Genomic DNA, 21,479 nt, shown 5'->3' on the forward strand with positions numbered 1-21,479 from the left:
AAGGAGCGGCGGTTGGGGCAGCGAGACCTCGAGGCGGCGTTGCCGGCCGGGGCGGATCCACGGCGGCACGCGCGCGTCCTCGCGCAAGTGCACGAAGCGGCCCTCAACGGCCGGGCGCTGCCCAGCCGGCTGCGGCCGGTCATCGGCGCGTCCTGGCAGCGGATGCGCCGCCTCGGCGTGGACCCGGACAGCCGGGCCGCCGCGCCCGTGCTGACCTTCGAACAGCTGGAAGCGCGCCGCCGCGCGAGCGGGCTGGCCGAGGCCATGCCGATCCTGCGCGGTGGCCTGATCAGCCTCGCCGAGCAGGCCGCGCACATCATGGTGATCGCCGACGCGGGCGGCGCCGTCCTCTGGCGTGACGGCAGTGCCGCGGTCCGCCGCCGCGCCGACGGGCTCGGGTTCGTCGAAGGCGTCGACTGGCAGGAGAAGTCCGTCGGCACCAACGCGATCGGCACCGCGCTCATCGCGCGCAGCCCGATCCAGGTGTACTCCGCCGAGCACTACGTCCGGGCCCAGCACTCCTGGACGTGCGCGGCCGCGCCGCTGCACGATCCGCGCGACGGCAGGCTGCTCGGCGTCGTCGACCTCTCCGGGCCCGCCTCGACCGTCCACGCGACGACGTTGGCGCTGGTCGACGCCGTCACGCGGCTCGCGGAGGCGCAGCTGCGCACCACTCACCTCACCGAGCTCGAACGGCTTCGCGGTTTCGCCGTCCCGGTCCTCGCGAAGGTCGGCGGCCGGGCGATGGTGGCCGACGAACACGGCTGGGTCGCCGCGGCCGCTGGGCTCGCGCCGGTCGACCGGGTCGCGCTGCCCACCGGCCTCGGGCCCGGGCGAGCCTGGCTGCCCGCGTACGGCGGCTGCTCGGTCGAGCCGGTGCCCGGCGGCTGGCTGCTCCGGCTGACCGAGGACGACGCCGCCCCGCCCACCCGCGTCGTGCTCGACGTCCGGTCGCCGCGCGAGCCCGAGCTCACCGTGGCCAGCGCGGCCGGGACCTGGACGCACCGGCTCAGCCCACGCCACGCCGAGGTGCTGTACGTGCTGGCCAGCCGGCGCGACGGCCGGTCGGCGTCCGAACTGTCGGCCGACCTGTTCGGCGACGCCGGCCGGACGGTGACCGTCCGCGCCGAGATGTCCCGGCTGCGACGGCACTTCGGCGGCATCCTCGGCGCGAAGCCGTACCGCTTCGCCGACGACGTCGAGGTGGTGGTCCGGCGGCCACCGGACCCCGAAGCCGTGCTCCCGCACTCGCTCGCCCCGGCCATCCGCGGCTGACCTCCCGGCGGGACATGACCCGGACGGGATCATGGACGCCGTGCCGAAACGCCTGCCCGACACCATCGCCCCGAGCCGGCTCGTGGTGCAGCTGCTCGGCACGCTGTTCTTCGCGGCGACCCTGCTCACCGCGCGCGAGGCGGACCCGCGCACCTGGATCGGCTACGGCGTCGCCACCGCCTGCTGGCTGGGTCGCATCCCGCCGGCCGGAGACGGCGGCCGCGCTGCTCGCCGCGGCCGGTGCGCTGCTGCCGACGGCGGTCGTCGGCTGGGCCGGGGATTCGTCGGCGATCCTGCTGTCCGTCATCGCCCTCGGCCGGCTCGCGACGCTCACCTCGGTCAGCGCCTGCGCGATCCTCGCCGCCGGCCTTCTGGACGTCGCCCTGGCGGTGACGTCGCACGTGCTCGCCCGCCAGTCCCTCGGCGAGTCGCTCGCGGACGCCGGGGTGATGCTGCTGCTGGTGCTGCTCGGGTCAACCGCCCTGCTGGCGCAGACGCGGCTCGCCCAGGCCGAACACGCCCGCGCCGCCGCGCTCGACGAACGCCCCCGGCTCGCCCGCGAGCTCCACGACGTCCCGGCACATTCCCTTGGCGCACTGGGGGTGCAGCTCGAACTCGCCGAGGCGCCGCTGACCGAACGGTCCGATGTGGACGGCGCGCTGCGGTCGATCCGGCGCTCGCGGCGGCTGGCAAAGGACGGGCTGGCCGAAGCACGGGACGCCGTCGCCGCGCTTCGCCAGGACGTCCCGCCGCTCACCGAAACCCTCGCGGCGGTCGTCGCCTTGGCCGGCATCGCGCGGGAAGCCCTGACGAACGCCGGCAAGCACGCGCGGGGCGAGGACATCCGGATGTGGTTGAGCCAGGCGCCGGCTCGACGTCCGCAACGCCCTCGCGGCCTTCACCCGGACAGGTGAAGGATTTGGCCTGGCCGGCATACGCGAACGACTCGCCCTCGTCGGTGGCACGCTGACTTCGGGTCCCGAAGACGGCCACTGGCGAGTCCTCGCGGAAGTCCGCACCTGATCACCGGTGTGCGCCGGAACACATCCGCCCAGATCACGTGCTGGTGACAGCGGGCGGTGCCGGTGGCTGCGCGCGCGGCGACTCGGCTACCTTCTGCGAGTAAGGCTCACAGCGATCTCTTTCGGGGGCTCCGGGTGGCCACGCCCCCGGCCTGGGCGCGGCCCCGGATGGCAGGGGGAGGAATTTCGGGGATGACCAGCACTGCGACGGCCCCGGGGCCTGCGGCGCCCGCGCCCGGACCCCCACCGTCGCCACCGGAGGGCCGCGACCGCACCGGGGGCCGCAGCGGCCTGCTGGGGCTGCTCGACCTGCCGGGCCAGGGGATCCGCGCGATCGTCCGGTCGGCCGCGACCACCCCCGGCCGGCTCACCGTGATCGCCGTCGGGCTGGTGCTGCTGGCGCTCGTCGCCGGGCTCGTCGCGACGCTGTCGGTGCAGAACCGCGACGACACGATTTCCGGCGTCATCGACCACCGCGAGCCGCTCGCCGCCGCGTCGCAGCAGGTCTACCGCTCGCTTTCGGACGCGGACGCGACCGCCGCGAGCGCGTTCCTCTCCATCGGCACCGAGCCGCCCCAGCTGCGCCAGCGCTACGAGCGGGACATCGCCGAAGCCGGCGCCGCGCTCGCGAAGGCCGCTTCCGACGCCGCGGACGTCGCCGACGCCGCCACCCCGGTCGACATGCTGAACCAGCAGCTGCCCGTCTACACCGGGCTCGTCGAGACGGCGCGGGCGAACAACCGCCTCGGCTACCCGGTCGGCGCGTCCTACCTGCGCGAAGCGTCCGAGCTGATGCGGGCGAAGCTCCTGCCCGCCGCCCAGGACCTCTACCGGGTCGACACCGAGCGGCTCATCGAAGAACAGGACAGCGCCACCGGTTTCCCGTGGCTCGCCACGATCCTGGTGGTGGCGCTGCTGGCCGCGCTGATCGTCACCCAGGTCTACCTGACCCGGCGCACCAACCGGCTGCTCAACGTCGGGCTCGTCGTCGCGACGGCCGCCGTCGTGGTGTCGCTGCTGTGGGGCGCGGTCGCGCTGATCCTCCAGGGCAGCCTGGTCGGCAGCGGCCAGGACGACGGTTCGCACCGCGTCGACGTGCTCGTCCGCGCGCGGATCGCCGCGCTGCAGGCCCGTGCCGACGAAACGCTGACGCTGGTCGCCCGGGGCGACGGCGGCGCGTACGAGACGGACTTCGCCGCCAAGGCGGTCCAGCTGGTCGGCCAAGACGGCCAGGGCGGTCTCCTCGGGGAAGCCCGCGGCCTGATCAAGGACGGCGACGGCGCCGCGAAGGTCGATGCCGCGTCGAAGGCCGCGGCCGACTGGATGAAGGCGCACGGGCAGGTCCGCGACCAGGACAACGCCGGGGCGTACCAGGAAGCCGTCGACTCCGCGGTGCAGGAAGACGCGAAAGACGGCTCGGCGCCGGCGTTCCGGCAGCTCGACGACAGCCTCCAGGCCGCGATCGACGTCGGCAGGCAGGCCTTCCTCGACGACACCCACCACGGCGACCGCGCGCTGACGCTCCTCGCACCCGGCTTGGCCGTGCTGGCGATCGTCGCCGCGGGCGGTGTCACCATGGGGATCCGGGAGCGACTGAGGGAGTACCGGTGAGCAGGCGGCGGAACACGGTCCGGGCGGGCGTGCTGGCGGTCGTCGCGCTGCTGGCGGCGTCCTGCGGCAGCCCGGGGAAACCGGTCGACCCGGCACCGGTCAGCAACGCGGCCTGGCCGCAGCCCGCGCACGTCGGCGGCCCGGACGCGACGGCCGGCGGCGGCTCCGACACCAGCTGCAACCCCCTGGCCAGCCCGGCGCCGGCGGCCGGCACGACCGTCCCCGACGGCTCGACGATGTCCGAGATCAAGAAGCGCGGCAAGCTGATCGCCGGGGTCGACCAGACCACCTACCTGTTCGGGTTCCGCAACCCCACCTCGGGCAACCTCGAGGGCTTCGACATCGACATGGTCAACGCGGTCGCCAAGGCGATCTTCGGCTCGGCCGACGGCCACGTCCAGTTCCGCGCGATCCCGTCGTCGCAGCGCGAAGAAGTCCTGAAGAAGCACCAGGTCGACATCGTGGTCCGGACCTACAGCATCACTTGCGCGCGCAAGAAGGAGGTCGAGTTCTCCTCCGTGTACTACGTGGCGGGCCAGAAGATCCTGGTCACCAAGGAGTCGAAGGCGCAGAAGCTGTCGGACCTGAGCGGCAAGCGGGTGTGCGCGACCAAGAAGTCGACGTCGCTGGCGAAGATCGCGACGGACTCCGCCAAGCCGGTGCCGGTCTCGGTGGACAACTGGTCGGACTGCCTGGTGATGCTCCAGCAGGGCCAGGTCGACGCGGTCTCGACCGACGACACGATCCTCGCCGGGATGGCCGCGCAGGACTCGACGCTCGAGGTCCGCGGCGAGCCGCTGACGCAGGAGAACTACGGCATCGGCGTGCCGAAGGACCGCCCGGACCTGGTCCGGTACGTCAACGCGGTGCTCGACCAGATCCGCGGCAACGGCGTGTGGCAGGACAGCTACCGCCGCTGGGTGGAAGCCCGCCTCGGAGCGGCTTCGCCACCGGCGCCGCAGTACCAGTGAACGTCGCAGTACCAGTGAACGCAGTACCGAAGGACGCAGCGCGACTAGAATCGATCTCCGCACGTCGCAGGGGATCCGGGAGGTAGCAGTGTCGGAGGAGCCGCGCCGTCCTCGGCACGCCGCGCCGGACGACCAGCAGCAGGTGGCGCCGCCGAGCTGGCAGCCGCCGCCACCGGTGCGGTGGGACACGCCGGAGCCGTCGATCTCCGGCCGTCTCGACGACGGCGAGCCGACCGGCGGCGAAGAGACCGTCTTCCACGCGCCCGTGCGCCGTCCGCCGACGCCGCCGCGCGGCCAGCCGGCTCCCGTCCGCGGCCCGATCCCCGGCGCGGACGACCCGACGCGCCCGCCGGGCAGCATGAACCCCGTCGCGCCGCCGGTCGAGCCGACGCAGGCCGTCCGCCCGGACCCGGACGCGCCGCAGCCCACGAGCGTGCTCGCCGCGCCGGCGCCGGAAACCCAGAGCATCATGCCGCCGGTGCCGCGCCCGGACACCGGGCCGGGGACGCCGTTGCCGGACCCCGGTACCGAAAGCGTGCTGCCCGAGCGCACCAGCGAAGGCCGGCACACGGGAACCGGCACCGGGTCGGGGACCGGCAGCGGGTCCGGCTCGGTCTCCGGTTCGTTCCCCGGCACTTCGCGGCGGACGTCGTCGCGGACGTCCCGGTCGCGGCGCGGCCGGCTCGGCGCGGGGCTGGTCGACGTTCCGCCGGTGCCCGCGCGCGACCCCGCGTCCGCGGTGCTGACGAACCCGGTGGTGTCGGAGGAAAAGCGGTTCTGCAGCAGCTGCAACGCGAAGGTCGGACGCGGCAAGGACGGGCAACCCGGTTCGCCGGAAGGCAAGTGCGAGAACTGCGGCACGCCGTTCTCGTTCGTCCCGAAGCTGCAGCCGCACGAGCTCGTCGGCGGCCAGTACGAGGTCCTCGGCACGATCGCCTACGGCGGCCTCGGCTGGATCTACCTCGCGCAGGACCACAACGTCAGCGACCGCTGGGTCGTCCTCAAAGGACTGATCGACACCGGTGACGCGACGGCGATGGCGGCCGCGGCCAACGAGCAGCGGTTCCTCGCCGAGGTCGAACACCCCAACATCGTCAAGATCCACAACTTCGTGCAGCACCCGGACGCCCAGAGCGGCACGACCACCGGCTACATCGTCATGGAGTACGTCGGTGGCCAGTCGCTGCGGCAGCTCGCGCTGGCGCACCACCGGGAAAGCCGCCGTCCGGAGCCGTTGCCGATCGGCCAGGTCATCGCGTACGGGCTGGAGATCCTGCCCGCGCTCGGCTACCTGCACAGCCAGGGCCTGCTCTACTGCGACCTCAAGCCCGACAACGTCATCCAGACCAACGAGCAGCTGAAGCTGATCGACCTCGGCGCGGTCCGCCGCACCGACGACTACGAGAGCCCGCTGTTCTTCACCACCGGCTACAGCGCGCCGGAACTGCCGACGCAGGGCGCGTCGGTGGCCTCGGACCTGTTCACCGTCGGGCGCACGCTCGCCGTGCTCAGCTTCGAGTTCACCGGCTACACCACCAAGTACAAGACGACCCTGCCCGGCCCGGACGCCGTCCCGCTGTTCACGCTGTTCGGTTCGTACTACCGGTTCCTGCGGCGCGCGACGCACACGGACCCCGACCGCCGGTTCCTCTCCGCCGAGGAGATGGCCGACCAGCTCACCGGGGTGCTGCGCGAGATCATGGCGCTCGGCACCGGCAAGCCGCGGCCCGGTGTGTCGACGGTGTTCGGCCCGGAGAGCCGCACCTTCGGCGTGCAGCTGGTGGTGCCCGAAACCGGCGCCAGCGTGCCGCTGCCCGGGGCGGACGAAGTCGTCGCCGGCCTGCCGATCCCGCAGGTGGACACGGACGACCCGGCGGCGGGCGTGCTCGCCACCACGACCGCGCTCGACCCTCGAGCCGCGATCGAGGCGCTGGCCGGCGCGCCGCGGGAGTCGATCGAGGTGCGGCTGCGGATCGTGCGCGCCCGCGTCGAGCTGGGCGAGTTCGCGGAGGCGCAGCGGCAGCTGCAGGCCGCGCAGTACCTGGCCATCAAGAACGGCTTCCCGCACGACTGGCGGATCGACTGGTACCGCGGCCTGATCGAACTCGCGGGCGGCCGTTCGCGGGTCGCGCACGTCGCGTTCGAAGCGGTGTACGACGATCTGCCGGGCGAAATCGCCCCGAAGCTCGCTCTGGGCATCAGCGCCGAAGGCGTCGGCGACTACTTCGCCGCCGCGCGGTTCTACGAACTGGTCTGGCGCACCGACCGCACCTACGTCAGCGCCGCCTTCGGCCTCGCCCGCGTGTACCTGGCGCAGGGCGCGCGGGCGAGCGCGGTCGAGGTGCTGGAGACCGTGCCGCCGTCGTCGACCCACTACGTCGACGCGCAGGTCGCGGCGATCAAGATCAAGACGACGGCGACCAAGGCCAAGGGCCGCGAGACCCCGGTCACCGAGCACGACCTGCTTGACGCGTCCGCCCGGCTCGAGCGGCTCCGGCTGGACGTCGAACGCCAGACGCGCCTGTCCGCCGGCGTGCTCGAAGCCGCGCACGAATGGCTCAGGCAGGGCAGGCCGACGCCGGGTGCGCGCGTGCTGGGGTGCCGGCTCGAGGAACGCGAGCTGCGGTTCGGCCTCGAGCGGTGCTACCGGGCGATGGCCCGGCTCGCGGGCACGCTCGAGCAGCGCATCGAGCTGGTGGACCGGGCGAACGCGATCCGCCCCCGCACCCTCACCTGACGCCGTCGTGAGTGGTAAGGCGGGTTAGAACCCTCCTTACCACTCACGACCAGCCGGGGTCAGGGGTTGATCTCCCAGTCGCGTTCGCTGCGCTCACGCTGGTTCTTTTCGTGCTGCGCGGCCAGCTTCTCCAGCGCCTGCGGGTCGCCGTGGGTGTTGAAGTGCTCGAAGCCGACGACGACGAACAACGCCCGCGCGCTGACCGCGATCGGGCCGTCCTCGGCGTCGAGGCGGCCGTCCGCGCTGACGTAGATCTTGCGGCCCGCGATGCCGTCCAGCCGGGCGGCGATGAACAGCGTCGAACCGACCGGGACGGGCCGCCGGAAGTCCGTCTCGAGCTTGCCGGTCACCGCCGGGCGGCGCATCAGGTTGCCGACCGTCGAGCCGAGCGCCTCGTCGAACGCGCAGGCCAGCAGGCCGCCGTGGGCGAGCCCGGGTGCGCCCTGGTGGGCCGCGGTGACGGTGAACCGCGAGTGGACGACCTGGCCCTCGCCGACGGTCGAACGCAGGTGCAGCCCGGCGTCGGCCTCGTCGCCGCACCCGAAGCACTCCGCGAAGTGCACGCCGAGCTCGGTGCCCGGCTCCGGCGCCTTCGGGTGCGGGATCGCGGGCTCCACCGCCACCGGCGGCCAGGGTTGAGAAACACGACTCATGCGCTGACGTTAACCGGCGGGTAGCCGGCCGCCGCGCGCGACCCGGGACGTCGGCGTCCCACCCACATCTCTCGGTAGCCGGAAAGTTCCCCACCGTAGACAATTCGCGGCTCAGACTGCCGACCTGCGACAACCGGTCGAGACTGGGCCGATGAGCTCGAACGGCCCGATGGGCACTGCACGGGAGGAGTCGTCGCCGGCATGACCGAACCAGCAGCAACGACGGGCAAACCGTCAGTGGACGAGAGAACCGTCAAGCGCGCGGTGTGGGCGTCCGCGATGGGCAACGCCACCGAGTGGTACGACTACGGCGTCTTCACCTCGGGCGCGATCGCCGTGAGCATCGGTACGCAGTTCTTCCCCGGTGAGGGGAACGCCGTGCTGAAGTCGCTGGCGCTGCTCGCGATCGGGTTCATCGTGCGGCCGTTCGGCGGCGCGTTCTTCGGCCCGCTCGGCGACAAGATCGGCCGCAAGCGGGTCCTCGCCATCACGATCCTGCTGATGTCCGGGTGCACGTTCCTGGTCGGCGTCCTGCCGACGTACGCCGGCAGCTACAGCATGGGCATCGCGGCGCCGATCGCGATCCTGCTGCTGCGGATCATCCAGGGCTTCTCCACCGGCGGTGAGTACGGCGGAGCGGCGACGTTCATCGCCGAGTACTCCCCGACGAAACGCCGTGGCTTCTTCGGCAGCTTCCTCGAACTCGGCACGCTGGCCGGTTACGTGCTCGGCAACCTGGTCGTGCTGTCGGTGACGCTGTCCCTGTCGTCCGACCAGGTCGACGCCTGGGGCTGGCGGATCCCGTTCTTCGTCGCGCTGCCGCTCGGCCTGATCGGGCTCTACCTGCGGAACAAGCTCGAGGACACTCCCGAGTTCCGCCGGCTGGAGGCTGCGGGCGAGGCGCCGACGAAGGCGCCGCTGAAGGAGATCTTCGTCCGCAACTGGCGGATGATCCTCAACCTGATCGGCATCGTGCTGCTGCTGAACGTCGCGGACTACCTGCTGTTGACGACGATGCCAACGTACTTCACGGACACGCTGAAGATCAACGACAACACCTCGACGTTGATCATCATCGCGGTCGAGGTCATCCAGATGGCGATCATCATCCCGCTCGGCGCCCTGTCCGACCGGATCGGCCGGAAACCGCTGCTGCTCACCGCGGCCATCGGGTTCCTGGTGCTGAGCTGGCCGAGTCTCAAGCTGATGCAGTCCGGCAGCATCTTCTGGCTCTTCGTCGGCTTCCTGATCGTGGCGCTCCTGCTGGTGCTCATGCTCGCGGTGATCGGCTCGACGTTCCCGGCGATGTTCCCGACCCGGGTGCGCTACGGCTCGTTCGCGATCGGCTACAACATCTCGACGTCGCTGTTCGGCGGGACCTGTGGCGTCATCGTGACGGCGCTGATCAAGAGCACCGGCAACGAGGACTGGCCGGCGTACTACCTGATGGCGGCGGCGCTGATCGCGATCATTCCGATCATCAAGATCCCGGAGACGTCGCAGGTGCCGATGGAGCAGATCGACACCGAAGACAACACCGGCAAGCTGGCCTCCGCGACCGCTCGAAGCTGAGCGGTTCCCGGAAAGCCGTGTGCCCCGTCCGGATCACCGGGCGGGGCACACGTGCGCCCTGGGCCGGATCCGCGTCACCGGCTAGCGCGTCGTCGTTCTCGCCGCCGGCGATTCCGGCCGGGTCTCGGTCGGAACCGAGGTGGAGGGGGAGGTCGCCGGGCCGGGGCGGGAGGTCGCCCGCGGGCCCGCGGACGGCGCCTGCGGGGTCGTCCGCGAGCTGCGTGGCCGGGTCTGGCCCGGCTCGGCCGTCGGCGGCGCGATCGAGGTCGCCGGGACCACGGTCGGCGACGTCGAGCTGGGAGCCGGAGGAGCGGTGCCGATCGTGGACAGGCCGGGGCCGGCGGGCTGCACCGGCTCCGGCGGGCCGGCGCGGTGGCCGGCCAGGAAACCGGCCACCGCCAGGACGACCGCCGTCGCGGTCGAAGTGCCCGCGACGGCGAAACGCTTGCGTCGTCGCCGGACCCGGCCGCCGCGCTCGATCACGTCGGCGGCTTCGAGGCGCATCGGCGGCTGCGGGCCGCCGGCCGCGCCGGTCAGGATCGCGCGGACGTCGTCTTCGTGGTCCATGTTCGTCACCTCCCCTCCGTGGGTGCGCTGAAGGTCAGCGCACCGTAGTGCGGGCCGAGCCGGTTCCGCAGCGTGGCCAAGCCGCGGGAGGCCTGGCTCTTCACCGTGCCGGCGCTGCAGCCGAGCGCCTGAGCCGTCTCTTCGACGCTCAGGTCTTCGAAGTACCGCAGCACCAGCACGGCGCGCTGCTTCGGGGCCAGGACCGCCAGTGCCTGCCGGACCAGCAGATCCTGGTCGGTCGTGGGTTTCGCCGGGAGTTCCGGCGGGGTGTCGGTGAGCCGCTCCCGTTTCCACCTGCTGCGCCGGTGCTCGGCGAGGAACGTGCGCAGGACGACCTTGCGCGCGTAGGCGTCCAGCGCGTCGTGCCGCGACAGCCTCGGCCAGGCGAGGTAGATCTTGAGCAGCGCGGCCTGCGTGAGGTCTTCGGCCTGGTGCCAGTCCCCGCAGAGCAGGAAGGCGGTCGATCGCAGGCTGTGCGCGCGCTCGCCGAAGTACCGGGCGAACTCGCCGTCCCACGGCGAGCCCGGCCCGGTCGACGGACGGGAGCGGGAGATCACCTGGTTACCGGGTCTCCCACACGGCCGGCAGGTGCAGGTCGCCGGTCGGCCCGGCCGGGACGGCGCGCGGGACGCGCGGAGCCGGGCCCGTGCGGGCGGGCCGGGTCGTCTCACGCGGCACGGGAACGGCGGACGGCGCCTGGGGACGGGGACGGCTGGTGGTCGGGACGGGGGCCACGGTCGGCTCGCCCGGCCGGGTCACCTGGGTCGTGGTCGGTGCGGCCGGCGCCTGCGCCTCCGAAGCCAGCGCGATGCCACCGGTCAGGGCGCCACCGGCGAGCACGAGCGCGCCGAGGGTCAGGGCGATGCGGATACGCAAGACAGCTCCTCATTCTCGTGGCGCGGCAGGGGATCGCCGCGCCTCTGCCCTTAGTCATGCGGCGGGTGATCACCGGGGTTGCACCGGATTTCGCGGATTTCCGGTGAGAAACACGAACGGCCGGGAAGCCCGCAGTGGACTTCCCGGCCGCCCGGTCTCCCTCGGTGGTTCAGTGGGCCAGTGCCGACAGCTTCTGCCAGCTCGCCCAGTCGTAGGTCCAGTCGCTGTAGTCGCCGTCCTTCGCGCTCAGCGTCTGCGTGCTGCCGGTGATCTCGACCGGGTCGCCGGGGAGCACGCCGTCGTAGTACTCCTTGGCGCGCGCGGGCGAGAGGTTCAGGCAGCCGTGCGAGACGTTCTTCTTGCCCTGCGCCCAGACCGACGCGGCCAGGCCGTGGATGAACTCGCCGTTGTTGGAGATCCGGACCGCCCACGGCACGACGACGTTTTCGTAGTGGTACTTCGGGTTGCTCATCGCGTACGTGGCCTGCTTGCCCATGACGACGTGCACGCCGCTGTGGGTGACGCGGCCGGGGTCGGAGTCGAGGCCGTAGCTCACCGGGTAGTCGGCGATCTGCTGGCCGTCGCGGATCACCTGCATGGTGTGCTGCGTGGTGTTGCCCTTGACGATCTGCGAGCGCCCGATGGCGAAGCTGGCCGAGACGTCTTGCTTGCCGTACACGCCGTCACCGATCTTGACGCCGTAGATCTTGGCGTTGACCTTGACCTGCGTGCCGGGCTTGAAGTACTCCTTCGGCCGCCAGTGCACCGTGGTGTCGCCGTCCAGCCACGCCCACGAGCCCTCGGTTTTCGGCGTGGTCTCGACCGACAGCGCCTTCTCGACGGAGGCCTTGTCGGTGACGCGGCTGGGGAAGGACAGGGCGATCGGCATCGCGATGCCGTACGTCTGGCCGTCGCCGACGTTCAGGCTGGCCGACAGCTGACGCTTCGGCTTGACCGTGGTGAACGCGCCGCCGATGGGCACGTTCTTGCCGTCGGCGCCCTGCGCCTGGCCGGACCAGGTGTAGGTCTTGCCGTAGCCGAGCTGCTCGGTGGTGGTCCAGCTCTTCTTGTCCGCCGACGCCTGCCCCTGGACCTGCTTGCCGTCCGGGTTGGTCAGCGTGACCGACGTGATCGTGCCGTCGGCGACCTGGACGACGACCGGTTCGCCGGGCGCGACGTCCTGGGCGCCGCCCGCCGGCGTCACCGTCAGCTTCGCGGGCTGCGCGGTGGGTGCCGGCGAGCTCGTCGGGCCCCCGCCCGACGTCCCGCTCGCCGAGACCGTCGGTTCGCTGCTGCACGCCCCCAGCGTCAGCACGGCGACCAAGCCCCATGCCACGGCAGCGCCGCGGCGCCGCGTGGAAATCCTCACCGTCACACCCATCCCCTTTTTGCCCCTTTGGTGCTTCCCCTCTTCGAGACGCGCCGCGGACCGTGTACGTTGAGCAACATTGATGTGACTAACGTCACATTGGTCGGCGGCAGCTTTCACGGAGGGGGCACGGCCGACTCCGAGCCGTATCCGGTGATCACGGTGTCGCAGTGCGGCGCCAGACTAGCCGGTGGGTCCGACAGAACCGGGCCGGAGCCCTACGACGTTCCGGTGACCTTGGTGCGCACAGCCGGTTTTCGCCTCGATCACGGGGTTCAACTTTGGCCAGATCCCGGTAGTCTGCTCTCAGGCCGTCGTTTTGCGTGTTCGTGGCTTCACACTCGCGGAACTTCTGACGCGAGCCATGGAGCCGACCCGCTCTTGACTCGTCTCGTTGGAACCGCCCGGGACGGTCGGGGTGCCGCTTCGGTGGCATTCGAAGCGGATCTGTGTAACGAGGAGTACAGCGGTGGCGCAAGGCACTGTGAAGTGGTTCAACGCGGAGAAGGGCTTCGGCTTCATCGCGCAGGACGGCGGCGAAGGCGACGTGTTCGTTCACTACTCGGAGATCGAGGGCCGCGGTTTCCGCACCCTCGAGGAGAACCAGCGAGTGGAGTTCGAGGTCGGCCAGGGCCAGAAGGGTCCGCAGGCCCAGAAGGTCCGCGCGATCTGAAACTGAGGCTGAACAAGCCTCACAGGCCCTTTGCGCGTCTTAAGGCCTGAGTGAAGGGCCCCCGGCACTGCCGGGGGCCCTTTCTCATGACGTCTGGGGGCTCAGTGCCGGGCGACGGCCGGCGCGTCGAAGGCGTCGGCGGGGAAGTGGAACTCGTCGGTGAGGTCACTGAGGTCGCTGACCTCGGCGGCCTGCTGCTGCCGCTGGTCCTGCACAGAGGAGGCCTGCCCCTCCCAATTGAGCCGCTCGAGGATCCATTCCTGGGCGAGCGCCTGCGGCGAGATCTCCCGCTCGGCGGCGATGTCCTTGAGCTGCTGGCTGGCCACGAGGCTCATCCGCAGCTGGTAGACCTGCGCCTCGCCGAACCGCTTGCCGGACCCGGTGCTCTCTAGATCGTTCTCCGGAGCGAGGGCGGCGAGGTACGACGTGAGCTCGGTGTCCTCGACGGCACCGTCGTCCGCAGGCTTCGCGGCACCACGATGACGCCCGGAAGACGCGGCGGCTTTCAGGTTCGTGCGGCTGCTCAAGCGGCCAAGGGAGGGAAGAGGCACCACGCCACGATAACGTTTGCATCTCGCCACACAAACCACTGTGAGCTACAACACGCCCAAAACATTCCCCATTCAGCCCAACCCCCACCCAAAAAGACCAACCCCCCACAACCCAAAGCAACCCCCCAATAACCCACCGAGTCGATCACTGAACTCCCGCACGCGAGTTCCGCACTTAACGGCGGCGGCCCGCCAGGGCGCGCAGCGCCCGAGGCGGAGAACGGGACCACGCTGGAAGCCGAGCGGGAGGCACCGTGGGGGGTCCGGGGGGCTCGGCCCCCCGGGTCAGCACGCCGAAATGCGGGCCCAGGCGACGGGCGAAGCCCGAAGCGGGCCCAGAAATGGAGGACCCCCGCGCCAGGGGGAGGAACGCGGGGGTCGGAGGGGATCTCCACAGGCGCTGACCGGGGGTGTGTCAGCACCTCGATTGTTGCACGAGTTGGGTGGTTGGGCGAGTGGAGAGCGGGAAATTTCCCCGTGTGGTGTCACTTTGCTGTGGGGGTGACGTTCGTTCGGGTGGGGTTCTTCTTCGGTGGTGCCGATTGCGCTGCGTTGAGCGGAGGGTGGTCTCAGGTTCACTCTCCGGGGGGCTGTGTGTGGTGGCCGGCGCTGGTTAGCCTCGCGGCCAAGTTGTTGTGAGCCGTGTGGAGGGGCTATGAGCGGGTCTGTTGAAGTGCGGCAGTTCCTCCTTCGGTACGAAGGTGCCGATGGGGGGAGTGCGCCGTTTGCCGGGGCGTTGCCGGCGCAGCGAAGTGGGGCGGCGGATGCGCAGCGGGTGTCGGATGATCAGGTCCGGCGGGCTCGGCTGGCGGTGGCGAATGGGGCGCTGGGGGTCGAGGACTGTGTCCAGTTGCTGGAGATGCTGGGCTTGAACCTGGATGAGGACGGTCAGGCGCCGGTTCAGCGTTGAGGGTGTGGTGGCGGGTGGGTCCGGTGTGTTCCGCTGGGCCCGTCCGGTGATATCTCCGCTGGTTGTGCCGGTTTCCGGGAAGTAATTGGCAAGGTGTGGTCCGCTGTTTGACGCGAGTTTAATAACGGTGTTACGGTTGCCGCGTCGAAAGGGGCCGGACATGACGGCGATCAAGGGTGTGGCGGAGCTGGCGAACCGGATCCGGCCGGTGGTGCAGGTGCTGGGCGGGAAGTTCATGACGTCGCCGGAGCTGGCCGAGGTCGAGGCGGAGGTCGGCCTGCCACCGCGTTCGCTGTACGTGCGGGGCCGGTCGGCGGTGCTCGGCGACGTCCCGCCGAAGGTGGCCGCGGAGCTGTTCGGCATCTTCCCGCACTGGCTGTTCGAGTTCGTCCTCCCGCCGGCAACGGCGGCCCTCGACGCACCCGCCGCGGTTCGCGCCTACGCGGAGTCATCGGCTCGGTGGTCACGCGTCAGCCTTTCGGCCGTATCGGAGCCCGGCCGCTTGGCGGAGCTGCTGTTCCGCGTCGTCGACGCCGCGGACGCCAGCGGACTCGCGCTCTTCGCGGGGTGGAAGAACGCCGAGCGTCCCGAGGGTGACGTCGAGCGCCTCGGCTTCGCGCTGATGGTCTTCCGAGAGCTGCGTGGTGGCCTCCACTTCGCGGCTCTGCGCGCGGTGGGCCTGTCGGTCCCGGAGGCAGTGATCGCGGACCCCGAGGGTGGCCGCGGGCGCCTGCTGCGCACGGCGTGGCCCGAGGACGCGGCCGACGAGCTGGTGGCCTCGGCGGAGCGCAAGCCGGACCTGCGCGACCGCTGGCACCGCGCCGAGGCCCTGACCGACGACCGGATCGGTGAGCTGCTGGTGTCGGCGCTGTCCGAGCCGGAGCAGGCCGAGTTCGCTCGCCGTCTGGCGGAGCTGGCGGAGTTTGCGCAGGTCTGAGCCTCGTCGAAGGCTTAAGGAACCCCCTGTGCAAAGGGGTGGCGGCGTGCCCTATGCTTGTAATCGCTCCCAGGGGAACCTGAGAGCGCGGTCGGTCGGTCACCCGAAACCGACCGGGCTCCCATCGTTCAGTGGCCTAGGACTCCGCCCTTTCAAGGCGGCAACGCGGGTTCGAATCCCGTTGGGAGTACGCAGTACAGTAGTAACGCAAGGCCCTGTGGCGCAGTTGGTTAGCGCGTCGCCCTGTCACGGCGAAGGTCGCGGGTTCGAGTCCCGTCAGGGTCGCAAGATCGTTCGGCTCCTTGCCGGCGTTCCCGGCCAGGTAGCTCAGTTGGTACGAGCGTCCGCCTGAAAAGCGGAAGGTCGCCGGTTCGACCCCGGCCCTGGCCACGCTGGTAGAAACCGCCTTGACTCAGGTCAGGGCGGTTTCCTCGTTTCCAGGGTTGCTCTTGGCCGCGGCTGTTGTCGACCTTTCGTTGGGTCCATTGTGGACCAACGGCAGGCATCCCCGCGCCATTTGGCTGAGGTCTCCGGCTCGCACCCGGGCACGATGTCCCCATGACGCAGAACGTCTGGGACGCCGAGGCGGCCACCTTCGACGAGCAGCCCGACCACGGCCTGCGGGATCCCGTGGTCCGCGCCGCCTGGGCGGAGCTGCTCCTGCCGCTGCTACCGCCCGCACCCGCCGGGGTCGCCGATCTCGGGTGCGGGACGGGCAGTCTCACCCTGCTCCTGGCCGAGGCGGGGCACGACGTCTGCGGGGTGGACCTCTCCGCGCGGATGCTCGACGAGGCCAGGGCGAAGACCGCGGGCCTCCGGGTCGAGCTGCGGCAGGGTGACGCCGCCGATCCGCCCTGTCCGGACCACTCCTGTGACGTCGTCCTGGTGCGGCACGTGCTGTGGGCCATGCCGGACCCGGCCGCCGCCGTCGGGCGGTGGGTGCGGCTTCTGAAACCGGGTGGTCTGCTGCTGCTCGTCGAAGGCCGGTGGTCCACCGGCGCCGGGCTCACCGCGGCCGAATGCCGGGAGCTGGTGCTCGCGCACCGGCAGGAAGCGGCTGTCCGGCAGCTGACCGATCCGGCGCTGTGGGGCGCCGAAATCGAGGACGAGCGGTACCTCGTCGTCAGCCGGAGCTGAGGGCGTGTACTGCCTGGAAGGCGCCCGCCGGTTTCGGCAGCTCGAGGAGTGGGTCGACTAGGCCGAACGAGTGAACCGCTGGAGCGCGTGTCCGGTCCACCGCGGCAGCCTCGACCCACCGGCGTAAGGCAGCCCACCAGGGGCCGCCGCCCGAACACGGGGAGCCGATCATGCGTTACCTCCTTACCCTCCACATGAACCCGGCCCTCTGGGCCACCCTGACCGACGACCAGAAGAACGGCGTCTACGAAGGGCACGGGGCCTTCATCCAGCTCATCACCGAGTCCGGGGAAATGGTCGAGACCAAGGCACTCGCCGAACCCGGCGAGACCAAGACCGTCCAGGTCAAGGACGGGGTGGCGCACACCAAAACCGGTGGCTTCGTCGAGTCCGACGCTTTCCTCTGCGGCTACTACGTCGTCGACGTCGAGAGCGAAGCGCGGGCCGTCGAGCTCGCCGCGAAGATCCCGGACGCCCAGTACACCGCCGTCGAGGTGCGGCAGGTCGTCCACGAAGGTTGACCTCCAGTGCGGTCGAGGGTCCATCCTGGACTCATGACCACCGAAGGGGAATGGGGCATCGGCGCCGTCGATCTCGGCGCCTACCTCGCGCGGGTCGGGCAACCGCGGCGGGCGCCGTCCGAGGCCGCGCTCACCGAGCTCATGCGGGCCCACGTGAACGCCATCCCGTTCGAGAACGTCGACGTCGTTCTCGGGCAGCACCAAGGGATTTCGCTCGACGTCGTGAGCGCGAAACTCGTCGGACGGCGGCGGGGCGGCTACTGCTACGAGCAGAGCGGCCTCTTCGCCGCCGTCCTCGAGCAGCTCGGCTACACCGTGCACCGGCTTTCCGCGCGCGTGCAGCCGCGCCGGCCCGGGCCCTACACGCACATGACGCTCGTCGTCGACGTGGACGGGCGGCAGTTCCTCGCCGACGTCGGGTTCGGGGCCGGGATCCTCGCTCCCATGCCGCTCGTCGACGGCCACGAGGTCGACCAAGCCGGGTGGCCGCACCGCCTCACCGAAAACAACGGCTGGTGGACGCTGCGGAAGGAGGACGAGGACATCCTCGAATTCCGCCTCAACGAGATGCACCCCATCGACTACGAGGTCTACCACCACTACACGTCGACCCACCCGAAGTCGCCGTTCACCGGCCGCCTGGTGATCATGACGATCGAGCCGGGTCTCAGCCGCAGGCTCCTCGGCCGGGAGCTCACCGTCGAAAAACCCGGCGGCAGCAGCGAAACCACCACCGTCGCACCCGACGAGCTCGACGCCACCCTCAAGGAGCTCGGCATCGAGCTGACGGAGGACGAACTGGAGCGGCTGAAGAACGTCTACTGACCGAACAGCTCGGCCGCCGGGACCGGGCGGCCGAGGTGGTAGCCCTGCGCCTGGTCGCAGCCGAGCGCGCGGAGCAGCTCCAGCTGCTCCGCCGACTCGACGCCCTCGGCGATCACCGTCAGGTCCACCGCGTGGGCCATCGCGATGATGCTCGTGACGATCGCCTCCGCGTCCCGCGACTCGGCGATCCCGGTGATGAACGAGCGGTCGATCTTGAGCGTGTCCAGCGTCAGCCGGCGCAGCTGCGCGAGCGACGAATACCCCGTGCCGAAGTCGTCGATCGCCAGCAGCACGCCCAGGGCACGCAGGGACGCCAGCACTTCCGCGGCCGCTTCCTGGTCGCGCATCAACGCGCTTTCGGTGACCTCCAGGCAGAGCGCGCCGGCCGGCAGCCCGGTGACCGCCAGCGCGTCCTGGACCGCGGGCACCAGGTGCGGGTCGTCGAGCTGGCGGGCGGAGAGGTTGACCTTCAGCGTCAGGTCGAGGCCCTGCTGAACGCGCCGCGCCGCCAGCTCGCGGGTCGTCGCGCGCAGCATCTCCTTGCCGATGATGTTGATCAGGTCGCTTTCTTCGGCGAGCGGGATGAACTCCGCCGGCGAAATCGCGCCGTGCCGGGGGTGCGTCCACCGCAGCAGCGCCTCCACCGCGACCATCTCGCCGGTCCGCAGGTCGACGACCGGCTGGTAGGCGGGCCAGAGCTGGCCGTCGTGGACCGCGTGGCGCAGGTCCTGCTCCATCCGCAGCCGCCGCTGCATCCGCTCGCGCAGGCCGACGTCGAAGAAGTGGTGCCGCCCCCGGCCGAGCGCTTTCGCTTGGTACATCGCGACATCCGCGTCGCGCAGCAGGTCTTCGGCACTGCGGCGGTCTTCGCGGCCGACGAGCACGACGCCGATGCTCGCGTCGAGGTGCAGCTGCCGGCCGAGCACGCCGATCGGCTCGGCCAGCGCGGCGCGCAGGTGCTCGGCCAGCGCGCGAACCTCGGCGGGGTCGGTGACCTCGGCGGTGACGACGACGAACTCGTCGCCGCCGAGCCGGCCGACCAGGTCGTCGCGGCCCGAGCTGCGGCGCAGGCGTTCCCCGACGATCCGCAGCACCTGGTCGCCGACCGAGTGCCCGAGCGAGTCGTTGATGACCTTGAACTTGTCCAGGTCGAGGAACAGCACGGTGACCGCGCCCCGCTCGCGGGCGTCGAGCCCGCCGAGCACCAGCGTCCGGTTCGCCAGCCGGGTCAGGGGGTCGTGGGTGGCGTCGTAGGCGAGCTGCGCGCTGATCGCGCGGGTCTCGGTGATGTCGGTGAACGAGGTGACCACGGCCATCGCCGCCGGGTCGTCCGGGGCCAGCAGCCGCGAGGTGAGCGACACCCAGACGTCGCGGCCATCCGGCCGGCGCAGGCGGACGACCAGGCCGTTGTGCGTGACCCCGGTCCGCCGGGTCTGCACCGACGGCATCTCGTCCGGCGGGATCCACTGCCCGGCCTCGGTGAACAGCGTCAGCGAGTGGCACGGGACGCCGATCAGGTCGGCCTCGGCGACGCCGAGGATGCGGCAGGCCGCCGGGTTCGCCGCTTCGATGAGCCCGCCGGGGCCCATCACGAGGACGCCTTCGTCGAGGGACGCGACGACCGTGCGGTAGTTCTGCTCGGCGCGCCGCCGCGCGGTTTCGTCGGCGCAGACGAGCACGTAACCGTCGTTCATCTCGGCTGCCGAGACGCGGACCGCCAGGGGAGCGCCGTCCCGCCGCCGGTGCACCGCTTCCGCGACGCCGCCGCCGCGCCGGATGGCCGGCAGGTCCAGCGGCGCGCCGACGAGCTCGCTCGCGCACCGCCCGACGGCTTCGGCCGCCGTCCAGCCGTAGACCGCCTCGGCGGCCGGGTTCCAGCTGGTCACGACGCCGTCGCCGGTGGTCGCGATCAGCGCGTCGCTGACGTGCGACACCAGCGCGGCCTGGTAGCGGAGGGCGTCGGCGGCCGCCTTCTTCGCCGTGATGTCGCGCATGACGACCTGGTACGCGGCCTCCCCGAGGCACACCAGCACCGTCTCGACGGCGAACTTGCTGCCGTCCAGCCGGGACATCAGGGCCTCGACGGGCTCGCTGGCCTGCCCCGGCGCCGTCAGCTGGGCGAGCTTCCCGGCCAGTGCGGCTCGGGCGTCTTCGGCGACGAAGTCGGTGAACCGGCGGCCGACGACCTCGCCGGCGGAGCGCGCGGCGAAGGCTTCCAGGGCCGCGCGGTTGGCGTAGGTGAGCACCCCGTGCTCGTGGACGCAGATCGCGTCCGGACTCAGCTCGACCAGTTCGGCGAGCGAGTCGGCCTGCATGTGCGTCCGTCCCCCGTGAAGTCGGCGTGTGGCTCGTCGATTACACCACCGACTCCGGCCCCTGCCTACCCGGCGAAATCCGGGCTCGGCCTGCGGATGCGCTCCCGCAGCCACGGCCCGCAGACCAGCAGCCCGAAGTGGGCCGCGAACGCGTGGCCGAGCAGCGTGACGACCGAGTCGAGGGCGGCCGGGTCGTCGCTCAGCCAGACCGCCGCGATGAACGCCTCCATCGCGGCCAGCGCCAGCGGGCGCGCGCGACCGCGCAGCAGGAACACCAGCGAGCCGGCAGTGGTGAAGAAGCCGTAGCTGACGCCGATGTCGAGCCAGTGCCCGGCCGAGTTCGGCAGCACGTGCGCGCTGATCAGGGCCATCACCGGCAGTTCGGTGGCGAGGGTGGCCACGATGTGGCCGGAGAAGAACACCAGCGCCGTGCGGCGGGCGCCGAACCGGCGTTCGAGCGGCGCGACGGCGATCGCGAAGATCAGGGCGTAGATGAGCCAGCTTTCGCCCGGCACCCAGATGGCGCTGCTCAGCAGCGAGGTGAGCGGGCGCCGCCACAGGTTGTGGGCGTCCGTGCTGGACAGCTGGAGCAGCCGGTCCGTCACCGCCGGGTCGGCGAATTCGAGCAGCAGGGTCGTGGCCAGCAGGACGACCAGGTAGCCGAAGGTGAACGGCGTCGTCTTCGGGTTGGGGACGTACCGGAGCAACGCCCACGGACTGCGGCGCGCAACGGCGATCGAGGGGATCGGCCGTTCGGCTCTCAGCAGCATGGACTGAGCTTCGGTGGTCATGCTGGGAGTATCACGAGTGCCAGCTTAGAAAACGCTGTGGATGTCACTCACTGTCAGACTTTGCGTTACGTGACGAATTTTTGCCGGACCTTCACCCGTTCGGGGGGCTTTTACGGTAAGAATACGGCCACGATGACGGCCGAACGGCCCTTCGGGAAGGTCAGTC

General features: G+C 71.1%; 20 protein-coding genes and 3 tRNA genes. 15 read left to right on the plus strand and 8 right to left on the minus strand.

Annotation, left to right across the window (positions count from 1 at the left end; genetic code table 11):
- The first annotated feature begins 12 nt into the window (after window positions 1–12).
- From C2L58_RS34070 to C2L58_RS34090, 5 genes are all read left to right on the plus strand, one after another.
- Complete coding sequence (locus C2L58_RS34070) at window positions 13–1,275, plus strand: GAF domain-containing protein (RefSeq protein WP_103341752.1); 1,263 nt, start codon at window positions 13–15, stop codon at window positions 1,273–1,275.
- A gap of 14 nt (window positions 1,276–1,289) precedes the next feature.
- On the plus strand, window positions 1,290–2,189 hold the full coding sequence (locus tag C2L58_RS34075) for a histidine kinase (RefSeq protein WP_233226088.1): 900 nt from the start codon (window positions 1,290–1,292) through the stop codon (window positions 2,187–2,189).
- A 300-nt stretch (window positions 2,190–2,489) separates the two neighbouring features.
- A complete protein-coding gene (locus tag C2L58_RS34080) occupies window positions 2,490–3,908 on the plus strand; it encodes a hypothetical protein (protein ID WP_103341753.1) in 1,419 nt (472 codons plus the stop codon).
- Window positions 3,909–3,937: 29 nt separating this feature from the next.
- Window positions 3,938–4,879: a glutamate ABC transporter substrate-binding protein gene (locus C2L58_RS34085; RefSeq protein ID WP_103341795.1), complete on the plus strand. Its 942-nt coding sequence runs from the start codon at window positions 3,938–3,940 to the stop codon at window positions 4,877–4,879.
- A gap of 88 nt (window positions 4,880–4,967) precedes the next feature.
- Window positions 4,968–7,616 carry a serine/threonine-protein kinase gene (locus C2L58_RS34090; protein ID WP_103341754.1) on the plus strand — a complete coding sequence of 883 codons (2,649 nt, stop codon included), beginning with the start codon at window positions 4,968–4,970 and terminating at the stop codon, window positions 7,614–7,616.
- Between the two features lie 59 nt (window positions 7,617–7,675).
- Here the strand turns inward: C2L58_RS34090 and C2L58_RS34095 are convergent, their stop codons facing one another.
- Window positions 7,676–8,269, minus strand: coding sequence for a PaaI family thioesterase (locus tag C2L58_RS34095; RefSeq protein WP_199191590.1), 594 nt, complete (start codon window positions 8,267–8,269; stop codon window positions 7,676–7,678).
- 237 nt (window positions 8,270–8,506) lie between these two features.
- On the opposite strand from C2L58_RS34095, the gene C2L58_RS34100 reads away from it, so the two are divergent.
- Window positions 8,507–9,841, plus strand: a complete 1,335-nt coding sequence (locus tag C2L58_RS34100; RefSeq protein ID WP_103341756.1) for an MFS transporter — start codon at window positions 8,507–8,509, stop codon at window positions 9,839–9,841.
- A gap of 81 nt (window positions 9,842–9,922) precedes the next feature.
- On the opposite strand, the gene C2L58_RS49475 is transcribed toward C2L58_RS34100, so the two are convergent.
- From C2L58_RS49475 to C2L58_RS34120, 4 genes are all read right to left on the minus strand, one after another.
- Complete coding sequence (locus C2L58_RS49475; RefSeq protein WP_158264207.1) at window positions 9,923–10,408, minus strand: hypothetical protein; 486 nt, start codon at window positions 10,406–10,408, stop codon at window positions 9,923–9,925.
- A 5-nt stretch (window positions 10,409–10,413) separates the two neighbouring features.
- The gene (locus tag C2L58_RS34110) at window positions 10,414–10,965 is read right to left on the minus strand and encodes a SigE family RNA polymerase sigma factor (protein WP_103341758.1); all 552 of its coding nucleotides are present in this window, start codon (window positions 10,963–10,965) and stop codon (window positions 10,414–10,416) included.
- A 4-nt stretch (window positions 10,966–10,969) separates the two neighbouring features.
- The gene (locus tag C2L58_RS34115; protein WP_103341759.1) at window positions 10,970–11,284 is read right to left on the minus strand and encodes a hypothetical protein; all 315 of its coding nucleotides are present in this window, start codon (window positions 11,282–11,284) and stop codon (window positions 10,970–10,972) included.
- Window positions 11,285–11,453: 169 nt separating this feature from the next.
- Complete coding sequence (locus tag C2L58_RS34120; protein WP_103341760.1) at window positions 11,454–12,665, minus strand: L,D-transpeptidase; 1,212 nt, start codon at window positions 12,663–12,665, stop codon at window positions 11,454–11,456.
- 457 nt (window positions 12,666–13,122) lie between these two features.
- On the opposite strand from C2L58_RS34120, the gene C2L58_RS34125 reads away from it, so the two are divergent.
- Window positions 13,123–13,326, plus strand: coding sequence for a cold-shock protein (locus C2L58_RS34125; protein WP_003097368.1), 204 nt, complete (start codon window positions 13,123–13,125; stop codon window positions 13,324–13,326).
- Between the two features lie 101 nt (window positions 13,327–13,427).
- Here the strand turns inward: C2L58_RS34125 and C2L58_RS34130 are convergent, their stop codons facing one another.
- A complete protein-coding gene (locus tag C2L58_RS34130) occupies window positions 13,428–13,877 on the minus strand; it encodes a hypothetical protein (protein ID WP_103341796.1) in 450 nt (149 codons plus the stop codon).
- 655 nt (window positions 13,878–14,532) lie between these two features.
- Here C2L58_RS34130 and C2L58_RS34140 point away from each other — a divergent pair.
- The 8 genes from C2L58_RS34140 (at window position 14,533) to C2L58_RS34175 (ending at window position 18,207) form a co-directional block, all read left to right on the plus strand.
- Window positions 14,533–14,787, plus strand: coding sequence for a hypothetical protein (locus C2L58_RS34140; protein WP_086838175.1), 255 nt, complete (start codon window positions 14,533–14,535; stop codon window positions 14,785–14,787).
- A 160-nt stretch (window positions 14,788–14,947) separates the two neighbouring features.
- Entirely contained in the window at window positions 14,948–15,724 is a 777-nt protein-coding gene (locus C2L58_RS34145) for an SCO6745 family protein (RefSeq protein ID WP_103341761.1), read from the plus strand.
- A 117-nt stretch (window positions 15,725–15,841) separates the two neighbouring features.
- Window positions 15,842–15,914 (plus strand) — tRNA-Glu (locus C2L58_RS34150).
- A gap of 21 nt (window positions 15,915–15,935) precedes the next feature.
- Window positions 15,936–16,009 (plus strand) — tRNA-Asp (locus C2L58_RS34155).
- A gap of 31 nt (window positions 16,010–16,040) precedes the next feature.
- Window positions 16,041–16,114 (plus strand) — tRNA-Phe (locus tag C2L58_RS34160).
- A gap of 168 nt (window positions 16,115–16,282) precedes the next feature.
- On the plus strand, window positions 16,283–16,861 hold the full coding sequence (locus tag C2L58_RS34165) for a class I SAM-dependent methyltransferase (RefSeq protein WP_103341762.1): 579 nt from the start codon (window positions 16,283–16,285) through the stop codon (window positions 16,859–16,861).
- A 170-nt stretch (window positions 16,862–17,031) separates the two neighbouring features.
- The gene (locus C2L58_RS34170) at window positions 17,032–17,382 is read left to right on the plus strand and encodes a YciI family protein (RefSeq protein ID WP_103341763.1); all 351 of its coding nucleotides are present in this window, start codon (window positions 17,032–17,034) and stop codon (window positions 17,380–17,382) included.
- Window positions 17,383–17,415: 33 nt separating this feature from the next.
- A complete protein-coding gene (locus tag C2L58_RS34175; RefSeq protein WP_103341764.1) occupies window positions 17,416–18,207 on the plus strand; it encodes an arylamine N-acetyltransferase family protein in 792 nt (263 codons plus the stop codon).
- On the opposite strand, the gene C2L58_RS34180 is transcribed toward C2L58_RS34175, so the two are convergent.
- On the minus strand, window positions 18,201–20,522 hold the full coding sequence (locus tag C2L58_RS34180; RefSeq protein ID WP_103341765.1) for a sensor domain-containing protein: 2,322 nt from the start codon (window positions 20,520–20,522) through the stop codon (window positions 18,201–18,203). The two genes, C2L58_RS34175 and C2L58_RS34180, sit on opposite strands and share 7 nt — an antisense overlap.
- Before the next feature lie 65 nt (window positions 20,523–20,587).
- The gene (locus C2L58_RS34185) at window positions 20,588–21,313 is read right to left on the minus strand and encodes a rhomboid-like protein (RefSeq protein WP_233226090.1); all 726 of its coding nucleotides are present in this window, start codon (window positions 21,311–21,313) and stop codon (window positions 20,588–20,590) included.
- Window positions 21,314–21,479: the final 166 nt, after the last annotated feature.

Source organism: Amycolatopsis sp. CA-126428 (assembly GCF_002904335.1).
GTDB lineage: Bacteria > Actinomycetota > Actinomycetes > Mycobacteriales > Pseudonocardiaceae > Amycolatopsis.

Excerpts from the sequence above, each read along its gene's own strand:
- C2L58_RS34075 (WP_233226088.1), top strand. The coding sequence starts at position 1,290 with ATGACCCGGACGGGATCATGGACGCCGTGCCGAAACGCCTGCCCGACA.
- C2L58_RS34080 (WP_103341753.1), top strand. The coding sequence starts at position 2,490 with ATGACCAGCACTGCGACGGCCCCGGGGCCTGCGGCGCCCGCGCCCGGA.
- C2L58_RS34095 (WP_199191590.1), bottom strand. The coding sequence starts at position 8,269 with ATGAGTCGTGTTTCTCAACCCTGGCCGCCGGTGGCGGTGGAGCCCGCG.
- C2L58_RS49475 (WP_158264207.1), bottom strand. The coding sequence starts at position 10,408 with ATGGACCACGAAGACGACGTCCGCGCGATCCTGACCGGCGCGGCCGGC.
- C2L58_RS34120 (WP_103341760.1), bottom strand. The coding sequence starts at position 12,665 with ATGGGTGTGACGGTGAGGATTTCCACGCGGCGCCGCGGCGCTGCCGTG.
- C2L58_RS34140 (WP_086838175.1), top strand. The coding sequence starts at position 14,533 with ATGAGCGGGTCTGTTGAAGTGCGGCAGTTCCTCCTTCGGTACGAAGGT.
- C2L58_RS34145 (WP_103341761.1), top strand. The coding sequence starts at position 14,948 with ATGACGGCGATCAAGGGTGTGGCGGAGCTGGCGAACCGGATCCGGCCG.
- C2L58_RS34165 (WP_103341762.1), top strand. The coding sequence starts at position 16,283 with ATGACGCAGAACGTCTGGGACGCCGAGGCGGCCACCTTCGACGAGCAG.
- C2L58_RS34170 (WP_103341763.1), top strand. The coding sequence starts at position 17,032 with ATGCGTTACCTCCTTACCCTCCACATGAACCCGGCCCTCTGGGCCACC.
- C2L58_RS34175 (WP_103341764.1), top strand. The coding sequence starts at position 17,416 with ATGACCACCGAAGGGGAATGGGGCATCGGCGCCGTCGATCTCGGCGCC.
- C2L58_RS34180 (WP_103341765.1), bottom strand. The coding sequence starts at position 20,522 with ATGCAGGCCGACTCGCTCGCCGAACTGGTCGAGCTGAGTCCGGACGCG.
- C2L58_RS34185 (WP_233226090.1), bottom strand. The coding sequence starts at position 21,313 with ATGACCACCGAAGCTCAGTCCATGCTGCTGAGAGCCGAACGGCCGATC.